At 54.3% G+C, this 14871-nt stretch carries 12 protein-coding genes; 10 read left to right on the top strand and 2 right to left on the bottom strand.

Annotation, left to right across the window (positions count from 1 at the left end; translation table 11 throughout):
- Window positions 1-249: 249 nt before the first annotated feature.
- The 4 genes from DQG23_RS29205 to DQG23_RS29190 all read left to right on the top strand — a co-directional run bounded on the left by DQG23_RS29205 (window position 250) and on the right by DQG23_RS29190 (window position 3264).
- Window positions 250-1260: a cation diffusion facilitator family transporter gene (locus DQG23_RS29205; protein ID WP_113034582.1), complete on the top strand. Its 1011-nt coding sequence runs from the start codon at window positions 250-252 to the stop codon at window positions 1258-1260.
- Between the two features lie 219 nt (window positions 1261-1479).
- Entirely contained in the window at window positions 1480-2019 is a 540-nt protein-coding gene (locus tag DQG23_RS29200) for a PadR family transcriptional regulator (protein WP_113034581.1), read from the top strand.
- Window positions 2016-2480 (top strand): DUF2269 family protein, encoded by a 465-nt coding sequence (locus tag DQG23_RS29195; RefSeq protein WP_238178092.1) that lies wholly within the window; start codon window positions 2016-2018, stop codon window positions 2478-2480. The genes DQG23_RS29200 and DQG23_RS29195 overlap by 4 nt, the downstream gene beginning before the upstream one ends.
- 148 nt (window positions 2481-2628) lie before the next feature.
- Window positions 2629-3264, top strand: coding sequence for a hypothetical protein (locus tag DQG23_RS29190; protein WP_113034579.1), 636 nt, complete (start codon window positions 2629-2631; stop codon window positions 3262-3264).
- 160 nt (window positions 3265-3424) lie between these two features.
- On the opposite strand, the gene DQG23_RS29185 is transcribed toward DQG23_RS29190, so the two are convergent.
- Both DQG23_RS29185 and DQG23_RS29180 read right to left on the bottom strand, forming a co-directional pair.
- Window positions 3425-4249, bottom strand: coding sequence for a methyl-accepting chemotaxis protein (locus tag DQG23_RS29185; RefSeq protein ID WP_158560750.1), 825 nt, complete (start codon window positions 4247-4249; stop codon window positions 3425-3427).
- Between the two features lie 228 nt (window positions 4250-4477).
- Window positions 4478-5386 carry an AraC family transcriptional regulator gene (locus tag DQG23_RS29180; protein WP_113034577.1) on the bottom strand — a complete coding sequence of 303 codons (909 nt, stop codon included), beginning with the start codon at window positions 5384-5386 and terminating at the stop codon, window positions 4478-4480.
- 139 nt (window positions 5387-5525) lie between these two features.
- On the opposite strand from DQG23_RS29180, the gene DQG23_RS29175 reads away from it, so the two are divergent.
- From DQG23_RS29175 to DQG23_RS29150, 6 genes are all read left to right on the top strand, one after another.
- On the top strand, window positions 5526-6680 hold the full coding sequence (locus tag DQG23_RS29175; RefSeq protein WP_113034576.1) for a glycosyltransferase WbsX family protein: 1155 nt from the start codon (window positions 5526-5528) through the stop codon (window positions 6678-6680).
- A 155-nt stretch (window positions 6681-6835) separates the two neighbouring features.
- Window positions 6836-9106 carry an AraC family transcriptional regulator gene (locus tag DQG23_RS29170; RefSeq protein ID WP_158560749.1) on the top strand — a complete coding sequence of 757 codons (2271 nt, stop codon included), beginning with the start codon at window positions 6836-6838 and terminating at the stop codon, window positions 9104-9106.
- Window positions 9107-9306: 200 nt separating this feature from the next.
- On the top strand, window positions 9307-10599 hold the full coding sequence (locus DQG23_RS29165) for an FAD-dependent oxidoreductase (RefSeq protein WP_202865970.1): 1293 nt from the start codon (window positions 9307-9309) through the stop codon (window positions 10597-10599).
- A complete protein-coding gene (locus tag DQG23_RS29160; protein WP_158560748.1) occupies window positions 10596-12914 on the top strand; it encodes a glycoside hydrolase family 36 protein in 2319 nt (772 codons plus the stop codon). The genes DQG23_RS29165 and DQG23_RS29160 overlap by 4 nt, the downstream gene beginning before the upstream one ends.
- A gap of 33 nt (window positions 12915-12947) precedes the next feature.
- Window positions 12948-13901 (top strand): ABC transporter permease, encoded by a 954-nt coding sequence (locus DQG23_RS29155; RefSeq protein ID WP_113034573.1) that lies wholly within the window; start codon window positions 12948-12950, stop codon window positions 13899-13901.
- A 12-nt stretch (window positions 13902-13913) separates the two neighbouring features.
- The gene (locus DQG23_RS29150) at window positions 13914-14804 is read left to right on the top strand and encodes a carbohydrate ABC transporter permease (protein ID WP_113034572.1); all 891 of its coding nucleotides are present in this window, start codon (window positions 13914-13916) and stop codon (window positions 14802-14804) included.
- The last annotated feature ends 67 nt before the right edge of the window (window positions 14805-14871 follow it).

Below are 14871 nucleotides of genomic sequence, written 5' to 3'. Positions count from 1 at the left end.
TATTTCTGCAAAATGTATTATTGAATTTTAGTGTAGTATAACATCGATAGGGTAGGCAGTAAACGAACAAACTAATCCATGACGATGAAAAAAACGTCCAAGGGAATAATAAAAAAAGATTGGTTATTGACAAGAAGATCAAAAATAATCCATAATATACATATGAACATTTGCTCATATGATAATTTGAAAAGCTGTTTCCGGGTCATGCAGCTGCATTAGAAACAAGTCGTCGAGGAGGATGCCCTCATGGGAAATAACGATCAGATAGTCAACGATCATCGCAACCGCAATCATGATAACCATAATCATAGCCACAGCCACAGCCACAGCGGACACGGCCATTCACACGGTCACCATGGCCATAATCATGCGCATGATTTCGTGCGGGACGGCAACAAGAAAGGGCTGATCGTAGCACTTTCCATTACGAGCGTCGTCATGGTGCTGGAGTTTTTCGGCGGCCTCTGGACGAACAGCCTTGCGCTTTTATCCGATAGCGGACATATGCTGAGCGATGCAAGCTCTCTTCTGCTCAGCCTGCTGGCGATGATAGCGGCCGCCAAAGCCGCTACGCCCCGCAAATCGTACGGCAATCATCGCTTCGAAATATTGGCGGCGCTGTTTAATGCCGTAACGCTTTTCGCCATTGCCGGCTTTATCGTTTACGAGGCGGTCCAAAGATTCATGGAGCCTCCGGCTGTCGCAAGCGGCTCGATGATGGCGATCGCCGCAGTCGGCCTGCTGGCCAATCTCGCCAGTGCCTGGCAGCTTACGCGCAAAGGCGATGTTAACAATAACATCAACGTCAGAAGCGCCTATCTTCACGTGCTGGGGGACGCCCTCGGCTCGGTCGGCGCGATTGCGGCAGGCCTCGTCATGATGCTGACGGGCTGGTACGCGGCGGATCCGATCATCAGCGTTCTTGTCGCGCTGCTTATTTTGAAAGGGGCGTGGGGCGTGCTATCGTCCTCAATCCACGTGTTGATGGAAGGCACGCCTGCCGATGTCGACCATGATGAAGTCAAACGTTCGCTCGTTCAGCTGCAAGGGGTTCGGGACGTGCACGATTTGCACATTTGGACGATCACCTCGGGAATGGTCGCTATGACGTGCCACCTGCTGGTCGACGATGCGGCGGACAGCCAGGAAATTTTGCACCAGGCCTTGCACTTGCTCGAAGACGACTTCGGCATTGGCCACGCTACAGTTCAGGTGGAAACGTCCCGCATCCATCACGGTCAGCTCTGCAAAATTTGACGAAAATGAAATTATTACAAGGCGGACAACAGCCGAGCGGCGGTATCAGGTTGAACATGCAGGTTTCAAACGGACAAATTGCCGGGCAAAGCTTCCGTGTCGTCATGACGCGGGGCTTTTTGTCGTTGCAAAATAATGGTTGCACATAATGGGAATTTTATATTAACATTATGAATATAAATAATGATTATATGAATCGAATCGAAAGGGGCTCCGAACATGCAGCTGCAGGCCAAATATGTCGCGCTCGCCCTTCTTAGCAAGCGGCCGATGACCGGATATGAAATCAAGAAAGAGTTCGAAGGCGCCATTTCGTTTTTTTTCGACGGAAGCTACGGGAGCGTTTATCCGACATTGAAAAACCTGGAAAAGGAAGGGTGTATCGAAAAACGAACGATCGTCCAGCAGGATCGGCCGAATAAGAACGAGTTTTCGATTACGGATGCGGGAAGAGAGGTTCTCGCGCAATATTTTGAGCAGCCGGTAGACGCGGACAGCGTTCGTTCCGATATTTGCATGAGGCTGTTTTTTGGAGACAAGGCAGGGGACGGCGAATTACGGAACTGGATGGAGCAAAGCATCGGGCAGCATGAGGCAAAGCTTGCGAAGCTACAGAATCTGCATGACGCTTATCGCCTGCAAATGCCGAAGCATCAGCTGCTCTCTTTGACCGTAGGCTTGCAATATCATAAGGGGCAACGAGACGCCATGCTGGAGTGCATCCGCATGCTCGATTCATTCGAAAGGGGAGAGCAATGATGAAAATGCTGTTGTTTCTTCATGTGTTGGGCGCCGTATTGTTTCTTGGCAACATCATAACGGCCGCGTTCTGGAAAGTATCGGCGGAGCGAGGGAAAGATTTGGCCCATTTGCACCGTGTGGCCCGAAACGTCATGACGGCAGACTACTTTTTTACGCTGCCCGGCGTCGTGATGCTGATCGCAACCGGGCATATTATGGCGTCGCGAAGAGGATATCCATTGACCGAACTAAACTGGATGACGGCTTCCGAAGCGTTGTTCGTGGCGAGCGGACTGATTTGGATGGCCGTTTTGATTCCCGCGCAGCGGAAGATGATAAAGGAAACGGCCGTATCGGAAACGGCCGGCGCTTTGACGGCGGCGTACCGGAAAGCGTCCCGGACCTGGGATGTTTTCGGCACGCTTGTCATCGTCATCCCCCTGGCTGTGCTTTATTTGATGTTGGCGAAGCCGTTCTGAGTCCTTTTGCTCCCATGCTCCGTATATGCCCGGCGGTATGCCGGCCGTCTGCTTGAACAGCTTCCGGATCGGACCCACTCTCTAGTATAGGATAATATGGGTATATGTGGTAACATTGGTGCGAGACAATGGAGGGAGAGGACACTGCTTGAACGAGGATAAAAATCATGTAGCATCTATTTTATTCGTCATCGGCATTATTGTCATAGTCCTGTCTTTCGGCATCGGTATTGTCGTCGGCTCGACCGCCAACATGTTTTTTTCCGGATTCGTCATGTTCGCCGCACTCCCGTGGTGGATGGGCGGCTTCATTGCCGGCATGCTTTTAATCGGTTTTGCCGAGGTCATTAAGCTGCTTCACCAAATCAACAACAAGCTTGGCGGGAGGGGCATTCCCGGGAGGCTTAGAGCCGCAGGGCGGATCGGAGCGGGAAGCGGCGGCGCCGGGCATATGTCCGGAACGGAGCAAATTTTTCGGTTGCTGGTTTTTAAGTACCGGGAATACGCTTTTCAGGGCTTCCTCACGATCAGCTCCGAGCAGGTCTCGATATTCGAGCAGAACGCGAACAGCCTGGTGCCCCTTAAGAAGAAATTTATCGATATTCTTAAGGAAGACATCGATGGGGGAGAATACAACCATACCAATAACGGGATAACGATTCGGTTCCGGGATTTCGAACGGGAAATGGACAGCCTTGAAATTACGACATTTTCCGAAAAGCAGACGGAAGATTTAATCCGGGTCATTAACGAGTTGGCCGCGTTAAACCGAAAGGAAATGTAACGGGCGATAAAGGAACTTCGTCGGGTTTTTGACGGATTCTGAAGGCGTTAACCTGAAGCTTCCAGCGAATTATAGACGTGCGGATTCACGAATGATAAAAAGTACAAAAACCTCCGTTCCGCTAAGCTTGGCGAAAGGAGGTTTTTCGTTTGTCTACAAGCTACCTATCCGATGTGGACGCCGATAAAATTTCGTCCGCCGTTGCGCTGATATGCTCGAATGCGGCCTGCAGCTCCTGAATGCTTGCGGCGTGCTCCTGGAATTTGGCGGTAATGCCTTGGATCGATTTGTTCATCTGCTTGATCGCTTGCTCGATACGGTCGAGCTCGCCGTCGATCGCAGCGACCGAGTTTTTGCTTTGCTCGGCCATTTTGCGGATTTCGCTGGCGACGACGGAAAAACCGCGTCCTTGCTCGCCTGCGCGTGCAGCTTCAATCGCGGCGTTTAAGCCGAGGAGATGGGATTGATCCGACACGTCTCTAACGATTTGGCTCACCGACCGGATTTTGTCGATTTCCTGCAGCATGTTCATCGAATCGGCAGCCAGCTTGTGGACTTCCGTCGCCATTTCGGAGGAGGCTACGGACAGCTGGTCCGTTGTCGCCGTCATTTCCTCGGCGGATGCCGCCAATTGCGTCGAAATGCTGCGCAGCGCATTCGCTTTCTCGATGGTGGTCGAAATGGTCAAAACGCCGACAACGCTGCCGTTTTCCCAGATCGGCGTAGCCGTAGCCACATACGGAAATCCGAACGTTTCCGGCCCTCTTTCCTCTTGAAACGTCCGCTCCTCGAGCAGCGCTTTTTCGGTAATCGAATTTTTGACGGCGGTAAGAGGGGCGCCGAGCGGAATATTCACTTCCACTCCTCGCATCGGCAGGTAACCGACGAATTTCTCCCGGTCCGTAACGACGATGATCGATTCCTCAGCCATCGCTTTCTGGTATGTTTCCATCGTATCTAATATTTGCTGCAATTTTTCCGACACGCTCATCACCCCATCGTAGGTTTGCACATTCGCTGTCCCGGGCAAGAGGCATGCCTTTTCCCGAATAAGACATTACTATTTATATCGGTGTAATCCGATCATATTTGAATATATGATGCGGCCTAGCCGTTAAAAGAGATTTCCCGGGTATTCGCGAGCACTGAAGTATGCGAATTGCCGAGATGCAGCGAAAAGCTGTGTGCGTGCGGTGCGTCGGAGCGGCGAAGACTATGGCTGCGGATTATCCGGCTGAGCTCCGTCTCTGTATTGCGTCGGCGTTACCCGTTCGCTTTTTTTGAACAAGCGGCTGAAATAGAACGGATCCGCGAAGCCGGCTTCGCGGGCGATGTCCTGGATCGGCTTGCCGCTGGAGCGGAGCAGATGCTTGGCCAGCTGAAGACGGAGGAGCTGTACGTATTCCACGATCGTCATCCCTGCGAATTGCCGGAATACATGACTTAAGTATTCGGCATTCCGGTCCAGTGTTTTTTCCATGGCTGCTTTGTTCAAGGCGGGGTCGCTGAATCGTTCGTGCAGTAGAACGAGCAGCCTCCGGTAAGTCAGGTACGAGGCGGGAGGAGACGTTTGCGCATGGTTGCGATGAAGCCAGTCGTCAGCGAGCAGCTCCAAAAACTGCCCTAGCACTAGCGAAGCGCGAAAGCGGAAATAACCCTGCGGATGTTTCAGCGCGTGCACGGTTTGCTCCAACAGTCTGAGCAGCTCGTATTGCTTGGCGGGCAAATACCTCCTCGGCAGCAGCAGCCTGTCGCCTTCCTCGAGCTCTCGGGTTCTCAGATCGCTGCCGACCAAGATTTTTCTGAGGTCGATATCTTGTTCCGTCCATTCGGTAACCCGCGGCAGGGCCGGTGCAGCCGCAAACTGCAGCCAGAAAAAACCGCTGTTTTCGCCGATCGGCTTCCAGCCGCTATGCTCTTCCCAAGGCTCCAGCAGCATAATTTCCCCGGATTGCAGCGTCATGTTGCCCTCGACGGCGCTCATGTACACGGGACCTTCCGTAACCATGATCAAATTATAATAAGGATTGGCGTGGGGAGTCCTGTAAAACATGGCATCGCCCTTATGCCTGTCCGCCCATTTGACATCCAGCCGGTTTTGGGTGGAGAGCGCGTAGAACATCCTGTCATCTCCTCAGCTTTATTATAGCGAGATCGTAAATCAAACCATGTTGCAGCGCTTTTCCATCCTCTATAATCCACCTATATGGACCTGTCTTCGATTCATTATAACAAAAGAGGGCTAAGCGAGGAGCAATCAGATGACGAAAGCATGCGAAGTGGCGGTTTATTATTTTCCGAATTATCACAAGGATTCCCGCAACGCGAAATGGCATGGGGAGGGCTGGACGGAATGGGAGCTGGCGAAGGCGGCCACGCCGCGATTCGAAGGGCATGCGCAGCCCAAAGTACCGCTTTGGGGCTATGAGGACGAGGCGGATCCGGACGTCATGGCCCGCAAAATAGCGACTGCCGCCGAGCATGGCGTAGATTGCTTTATTTTCGACTGGTACTGGTACGAGGACGGTCCTTTCCTGCAGCGAGCGCTTGACGAAGGGTTTCTCGGCGCGGCCAATAACGGGCAGCTGAAATTTTCGCTGATGTGGGCCAACCACGATTGGGTCGACATTCACCCCGCGCAGCGCAGCCGGCCTGCGAATAAGCTCGCTTCCGGTACCGTTTCGGAACGGGCTTTCCGGGAAGCGACGGAGCATATGATTCGCACGTACTTCACGCATCCTTCCTATTGGAGGGTGAACGGAGGCTTGTACGTTTCGATCTATGAAATCATGAGCCTGATCGGCGGGCTTGGCGGGGTAACGGAGACTCGGGCGGCGCTCGACGATTTCCGCGAAAGAGTCAAAGCGGCGGGGCTTGGCGAGCTTCATCTTAATGCCGTCGTATGGGGGCAGCAAATTTTGCCCGGAGAGAAGGAGATCGTTAATGTGAACGAGCTGCTGGATCAGCTCGGCTTCGACAGCATAACGTCCTATGTGTGGATTCACCACCAACGGATGTCCGAATTCCCGGTAACCCCGTACGAGGCGTATATAGAGAAAAATGTCGCCGACTACGAGAAATTTACGGATGCTTATGAACTTCCGTATTACCCGAACGTTACGATGGGATGGGATGCGAGCCCGCGGACCATTCAAACCGACCGGTACGACAACCTGGGCTATCCGTACATGCCGATGCTCGGCGGAAATACGCCCGAAGCGTTCGAGCGGGCGCTTCTGCAGGCTAGAAGCTTTCTCGAGCTTGGCCGCACGAATCCGCCGATCATGACGATTAACGCTTGGAACGAGTGGACGGAGGGGAGCTATCTGGAGCCCGATACCGTGAACGGGTACGGCTACCTGGAAGCGATTCGGCGCGTGTTCGGCAGCTCGGCTGCTCGGCGGGATAAGATGTGACGATATGGCATGAAGAGATAGGAAGAAGTGGGATGAAGCCGTTTGATCACGCGATCATACGGCTTTCCCGCTTCCGGCACAAAAAAATCCTTTTGCTGTGCTATAATCGGGATACGAAACGAGCCGGTGAATGGCGGAAAGAAGGAGGGGGCGGAATGAGGCATCTGTTCGATACCGCTAAATCTAAAGTTTTCCTGCGCTATGTGCTGTCGTATGCGTTCGTTTTTATCGTGCCTTTGATCGTTCTCGGGGTGGTGATGTACCAGAATGCGGTCGTGAATCTGCAGAAGGAGATCGAGGCGTCTAACCTGAATAAGCTGAACCAGGTGAAGGACATGCTGGATCTGCAAATGAGAGGGATGGAGCAGACGGCGGCCAAAATATCCTATGATACGAGACTGACCCCTTTTCTGCTGAAAAGCAACGGTTATCACGAGCTCGAAGCGATTCAGGAGCTCGGGAAATACAAAGCGAATACGCTTATCGCCGATGAGGTGCTGCTGTACTACCGAGGAGAAAATTTGATCTACACGTCATCCGGGACATATTCCCCGCGCGTGTTGACGAACGACATTTACGCTTTTCGGGAGGATCAGGCGGAACGGTTCTTTCAAATGCTGAATGCGTCAGAGACAGAGGAGGTTCGGCCGGCGGAGCAAGTTGCGTTCAACAAGAACGAGCATCATAATATGCTGACGTACTCTTTTCCAATCCCGGCCAAAAGCGCTGCCCCCTACGGGACCGTGTTGTTTCAAGTGAAAGAGAAGACGTTGACGGATCTGATCGAAAATATTTTGGGGGACTTAAACGGAAGCGTTTACATTATGGACGACCGTAAAAATAAAATGGCGTCCCGCGAAAAAGGGGTTGCGCTGCAGCCGGATGAAATCGGTCCGATCCTAAGCCAGCCCCGCAGCTCGCAAATCGAAAAGGTATCGATCCGGAACAAGGATTACTCGCTCGCTGCTGCGGCATCGAGCCAGACGGGCTGGTCAGTCGTGATAGTTATGCCGACGGATCAGTTTCTGGGCCGCGTAATCGAAATGAAAACGTTCGTGGCGCTTGTCGTCATGGCTTTGTTCATTTTCGGATTGGGGCTTGTAATCGCCGTATCCAATGTGCAGTATAAGCCGATCCGAGGCTTGCTGAAGGCGGTCGGTCCCTACCGCGTTTCTTTGCGGAGGGAGAAGAAGAATGAATGGAGTTGGCTGCGGGATACGATCGAGAGCGCGATTACGGATCGCCAAAAGCTGCTTCAACAGGCGGATGCGCACCGGCCGTTCGTAAGGGATCAGCTTGCGACCAAGCTGCTGCGGGGCGATTATCGGCATGCGGATGAAGTCGAGCAAGTGCTGCGTTCCTTGTTTCTCGATTTTACGGGCAATTGTTTTTTTGTCCTGCTCGTTTCGATGCGCCATTGTCCGCCGCTCAGCTCGCAGCAGCGGGATGAGCTATACGGCTACCTGGAAAATTCGGAGAATTCGGGGCTATTACGATGGGGCGTAGAGTTGATTCATGACAAGGCGTTTGCGATTGTCGTCAACGGGCAAGCGGAAAACGGGCGCTTCCGGGAAATGCAGCAGCGGCATGCCGCCAATATTTCGGCTTATCTTAAAGAACATTTTAGGCTTTCCGCAGCGATATTCGCCGGCGGCGCTTATACCGAGCTGATTCACGTCAACCAGTCGTTCGTCGAAGCTTCCGCTGCGAGGGAATACGAGCTGAAGACGGAACCGGGGGCTATCGTTTTTTTCGAGGATATCGTGCACTGGCAGGAGGATCATACGTGGTATCCGGCGGATGAGCAGGTACGGTTCGTTCAAGGGCTGAAGCAGGGGGACCGGAAGGTCGCGCTCGATTCGCTTGCGGCCATGATGGGAAGCATCGCCCAGAAGGAACGCTCCATCCTGTTGTTGAAATGCATGTGCTCGGACTTGATCAATACCGTATTGAAAACCGTCAGCGTCATGAATGCGGGCGATTTCTCGAAGCAGCTTCATGAGCTCGTCCTGTTCGCTACGCTCCGCGAGTTCGAGGAGAAATTGAAGGAACTGGTGACGGACATATGCGATGCGGTCGAGCGGAACAGGGAAACGAAAAACAAGGATCTTCGCGATGACGTGCTCCGGTATATCCACGACAATTTCCGGTTCTACGAAATGAGTCTCGAAAATGCGGCGGACCGGTTCGGCTTGTCGGTGCCGTTCCTGAGCCGTTTCATTAAGGAGCAGACGGGAAGCACGTTTACCGACTACGTAGCTTCTCTGCGTCTGGAAGAAATCAAGAGGGAATTGAAGCTAACGACAAACCCGATCAAAGACATTATTGCCAGAAACGGTTATATCGGGGTGTCCCATTTTATCGAGAAGTTCAAAAAAGCCGAAGGAATGACGCCCGGCGAATACAGGAAGCTGCATGGCGGCTGAATAGGAAATAAACGGGAAGAGAGCTTGCGGGAAACGGCGGAATGCCGGATCTTGCAGGCTTTCTTTTTGTTTCAGGGCCTGCGGAAATAAGAATCGGATATCGTGCAAGAACCGTACATTTACAGCTGTGGCGCGGGTTCTCTATGATGAGTGGCATCGGGGAATCCATAACGATGGAGCGATTAACGAGGAGGGGTACGATGAACGTCTATAGAGAACCGTCTAAAGAAATCCCCGTTGCGGCAAGCGCGGATGTAATCGTCTGCGGAGGCGGACCAGCCGGAGTGGCGGCTGCGGTCGCAGCGGCGCGTACGGGCGCCGGTACCGTTTTATTGGAGGGTCACGGCTGCTTGGGAGGCATTTGGACGTCTGGCCTCTTGTCCTGGATTATCGATGCCGGAAATAAAAGCGGCATTATGGCGGAAGTAATCGCCCGGCTCGACCGGCGGGGGGCGCGGCTGCAGAGCAAGGGCAGCGATTTTACGTACGACGCCGAACAAATGAAGCTGCTGCTCGAGGAAATGTGCGAGGAAGCGGGTGTAACCGTCTTGCTGCATGCGCGGGTGGTAGATGCGGCAAAGGATGAAAGCAGGCGGCTGCGCATGGTCATAACCGAATCCAAGTCCGGCAGGCAGGCCTGGTCTGCGAATCTGTTCGTCGACGCGACCGGAGACGGCGATTTGGCAGCCCGCGCCGGCTGCCGGTACGAGCTTGGACGTCCGGGAACCGGAGAAGCGCAGCCGATGAGCTTGATGGCGCTCGTTGCCGGTATTCGTCCGGAGGAGGTCGAGGCTTTTACGATGAACGGCGTTCACGAGGAGCCTAAGCATAAACTGCTTGAGCAGATGACGAAGGCGGGGGTAACCCCGTCCTACTCGGCCCCGTCGTTGTTCCGGATCAGGGACGGGTTGTTCGCGATAATGGCGAATCACGAATATGGAGTATCGGCAGTTGACGCTTCGCAAATAAGCGGGGCGACCATGCGCGCCAGAAAAGAGCTGCATCGCCTCGTCGACGGACTGCGGCAGCTGGGAGGACGGTGGGCCGGGCTGCATATCGTCAGCACGGCTAACCAGATCGGCGTCCGCGAAGGGCGGCGCATCCGCGGGCTGTATCAGGTGACGGAGGCCGATCTGAAGAGAGGGCTCAAGCATGAGGATGCGGTCTGCAGCGTCCGGTACGGCATCGACATCCATTCGACCGATCCTTCCGGCGGGAAAGGGTTCGGCAACGACGGCAAGAGCAGCATGCCGTACGACATACCGCTTCGCGCGCTGATCGCCGCAGATGTCGACGGGCTGCTGATGGCCGGACGCTGCATCAGCGGGGACTTCGTCGCGCATTCGAGCTACCGGGTGACCGGCAATGCGGTCACGATGGGGCAAGCTGCCGGTACGGCCGCCGGATTGGCAGCGTTAAGCGGAACGCTGCCGCAGCAGCTGGCTTGGCAGGACATTGCGCATGCATTGAACAGGTTGGAGGAATGGAAATGAACCGCTCGGCGGCTATGGACATGAAAGAAAACGACGGAAGACTGCATATCCGCTGCGTCGGCGGGGAAGTTGCGGCGCAGTTCATATTCGGTTTCCGAATCGAACTGGAAGGGGGCGTCTCGTTCACGGAGCGGGACTTCGAGCAGGTCGGCGACAGCGGCATCGTCACCCGCGGCGAAAGCGCCGGCGGAACTAGCGGAACCGTTCGCTATCGGAACGATTTGCTCGAGGTGACGGTTGAGCTGGAATTGGACGAACGGGAACGAGCAGCTGTATGGTCGATCGGCATCGTCAACCTCGGCGCGGAGCCTGTCGTGCTTGAGAGGGTGAGCATGGCGGAAGGAGAGCTGCGGCATTTTAGCAATGAAAAGGCATACCGCCCTTGGATGGCGCTCAACGTAGGCCTGCAATCGACGGATATGCACGCAGGCATCGAAACGATTCAGCCGAACCGCACTTCCTATTTCGATTCCTTTACGCTGCTGCATCAAGCTGATTGGCAATGGGAGATACTGCTGGGCTGCATTTCGTTCGCGTCGTACTTTTCGCATGTGCTGGTTACTCAAAGAGCGGAGGCGGTCTTCGATGTGACCGTTGCGGCATCGCTCGACCGGTTGAAGCTCATGCCGGGAGCATCGGCGGCAACCGAGAAGGCGGTTTTGCTGTTCGGCACGGATGGTCATGACCGCCTGCTGGAAGCCTACATGGACAAAGTATGCCGTCAAATGGAGCCGCGCAGCAGCTTCACCAAGCCGCCTACCGGCTGGCTTTCCTGGTATTACTACTATGGGACCGTGACGGAGCAGGACATGATGGACAATGCGACAGCCTTGCGCGAGCAGTTTCCCGAGCTGCCCGTCGACTATATCGTCGTCGATTCTGGTTGGTTTCTGGAAACCGGCTTCGGCGATTGGGAGCCGAACGGCAAATTCCATTACGATATGAAGCGGCTTGCCGATCGGATCACGGAAGCGGGCTTCAAGCCGGGGTTATGGTTTTCGCCGCTTCTGGCCGATTCCGGCTCGAAGCTGCTCCGCGACCATCCCGATTGGGTACTCCGGAACAACGGAATGCCGGTAGCCGGCATGAATCCGAACGGCAGCGACGTCCTTGAGCTTCACGAGAAAAATAACGTCAAATACGTCCTCGATTTGACCAATCCCGATGTGCTCGATTATTTGCGCGTATTGTTCCGCAAGGTTACGCGGGAATGGGGATACCGTTATATCAAGCTCGATTTCCTCGTTCGCGCTTTGTTCACGGACCGGGGGAATCATTCGAGCCTCGGCCGGGATCAGGTTTATTTCCCGGGCATGTCTACCGCCGCGGCTTACCGGAATACCATGCAGGTCATACGAGAAGCGGCGGGAGACGATTGCTTTATTCTGGGCTGCGCGGCGCCGCTGTTCGCCAGCGCAGGAAATCTCATCGACGCAAACCGGATGACGCCGGACATTACAAGGCGGAATTATACCGCCAACCCCGTAAGGCCGAGCGCATGGGAGCTTGTGAAGCTTTGCGGCAGAACGATGGCCGCCCGGTATTTTTTGCACGGTAAAATCGGCTTCAATGACCCCGACGTGCTGGTCGTCCGCGGGCATGAGCCTGAGGGCATATCGGATGATTACAAGCCGACTCCGGACGAGGCGAAAGTATGGGCGGGCGTCGTCGCGCTGTCAGGCGGCATGCTGTTCTATAACGACAAGCTTTCGGAGCTTGAAGAAGACCGCAAGCCCATCCTAAGGCAGCTTTATCCGATCGGGCCGGCGGCTGCCGTTCCGCTCGACTTTTTCAATCCGGACGTTCCTGAACGGTGGAAGCTGGCGGTTCGGCGGGGCGACGAGCAATGGACGGTGCTTGGCGTTTTCAACTGGGGCGAGGAATGCCGGGATATGACCATCGATTTGGAATCGCTCGGCTTTGCAGCGGAAGAAAGCGTTCATGGTTTGGAATTTTGGAGTCGTTCTTACGTCTCCGGCTGCGGCCGATTGACGCTGCCGGCCGTACGCCCGCGCTCGATGCAGCTGCTGGCGCTCCATGCCCGCACCTATAGGCCGCAGCTTCTGGGCACCGACATGCACTTTACGCAGGGCTGGGCGGAATTTGCTAGCGCCGGATGGGCGGATCACACGATGAACGTCGTATGGCGGCCGGACTATGTCCAGAGAGGGATCGTAGTTGTCCATGTGCCCGAAGCGTACGCGTACGAACGTATAGAAACGAACGCGGACCATTGGGAGAAGCGAGGGCAGCTGCTTCTGCTGCGGCAGCGGCATGGCGCCGAGGAGCTGAAGATTCGTTTCGTGCCTCTGTAAGGCGCGAACGTTCAAGAAGAAAGGAAGACAGCGATGGAATTGGCCAACCGAGAGGGAACGGCATTGCCCGCGGCGGCAAAGCGCAAACGGTCGCAGCTGAAGGCGGCTATGAAAAATTGGCAGCTGTATCTGTTTATTTTTCCGATGCTCGCTTATGTGCTCGTGTTTCACTATTTCCCGATGTACGGCGTGCAGATCGCCTTCAAGGAGTTTGTCGCATCCAAAGGAATATGGGGAAGCGAGTGGGTGGGAACCGAGCATTTGGAAAGGTTTTTCAAGTCGTATTATTTTTGGACCCTGATCAAAAACACGGTGCTGCTCAATCTGTATCAGCTCGCCCTGTTCCCGCTTCCCGTCGTTGCGGCGCTGCTGATGAACGAGTTGAAGAACGGCATTTTCAAAAAAATGGTGCAAACGGTGTCTTACGCTCCGCATTTCATTTCCGTCGTCGTGATGACCGGAATGATCGCGGCGTTCCTGAACCCGACGAAGGGCATCGTCAACAAAATCATTCAAGCGCTCGGCGGAGAACCGGTCGCCTTCCTGACGGAGCCCGGCTGGTTCAAGACGGTGTTCGTGCTGTCCGGGGAATGGCAGAACCTTGGCTGGGGAGCCATCATTTATTTGGCGGCATTAACGGCAATCAATCCCGATCTGCATGAGGCTGCGACAATAGACGGCGCCTCGCGCCTGAAGCGTATTTGGCACATCAATCTTCCCGGCATTATGCCGACCGTGCTCATTCTGTTCATTCTTAATATGGGGAGCTTCATGTCGATCGGCTTCGAAAAAATATATTTGCTGCAAAACAAGCTGAATCTGGAAGCATCCGACGTCATTCAGACGTATGTCTACCGCAGTGGACTGTTGGAAGGGCAGTACAGCTTTTCAGCGGCGATCGGCTTGTTCAATTCCGTCATCAATTTTGTCCTGCTCATTGCGGTGAATCAGATTTCCAAAAGAGCCGCGCAAACGAGCTTATGGTAAGGAGGGCGTTTCATGGTCCGGGACAGCTTTGCAGATAAACTTTTTCTTATCGGCAATCGCATCGTCATGACGGTGCTGTTGGTTGCGATCCTCTATCCGCTTGTGTATATTACGAGCGCTTCGATCAGCGACCCGTCGCTGGTCAATAACGGCAGCATGTGGCTATGGCCGAAGGGCATAACGCTGGAAGGCTACGAAAGGGTATTCGCCAACAAGGAAATATGGATAGGGTACCGCAACACGATCGGATACACGCTCCTCGGAACGGCGATCAACCTGCTTTTGACGATTCCGTGCGCTTACGCGCTGTCGCGCAGAGACGTAGCAGGACGAAACGCGCTGATGGCGGTGTTCGTCTTCACGATGTTTTTCAGCGGCGGGCTGATCCCGACGTTCCTGCTGGTCAAATCGCTCGGCATGCACAATTCGATCTGGGCGCTGCTCATTCCGAATGCGGCCTCGATGTGGAATTTGATCGTGACGCGCACGTTTTTCCAATCGACGATCCCGAGGGAGCTGGAGGAAGCGGCCGAGATGGACGGCTGCAGCCATTTTACCCTGATGCTCCGCATTATATTGCCCTTATCGCTGCCGATCGTGGCGGTCATGGCGCTGTTTTACGGCGTCTCGCACTGGAATCAATATTTCAGTGCAATGATTTACTTGTCGAACCGTTCGTTGTTTCCGCTACAGCTGATTTTGCGGGAAATATTGGTGCTGAACGAAATAAGCGCCCTGACGATGGATGGCGATAGCGTCAAAGCGGTAGCGGAGCAGGCGAAAATCGCCGATATGATCAAATACGCCGTCATGATCGTTTCTGCGCTTCCTTTGTTGGTTGCGTATCCGTTTCTGCAGCGGTTTTTCGTCAAAGGGGTTATGATCGGCTCGATCAAAGGATGAGCGGTTGTTTGTTTACCGGTAGGGCTATTGTGAAAGCGATTCTGAATCTAGGGGAAGGGGAAACGAC

The organism is Paenibacillus contaminans, from assembly GCF_003285015.1.
Lineage (GTDB): Bacteria > Bacillota > Bacilli > Paenibacillales > NBRC-103111 > Paenibacillus_V > Paenibacillus_V contaminans.
This window is presented reverse-complemented; position numbering and strand designations above follow the sequence as displayed.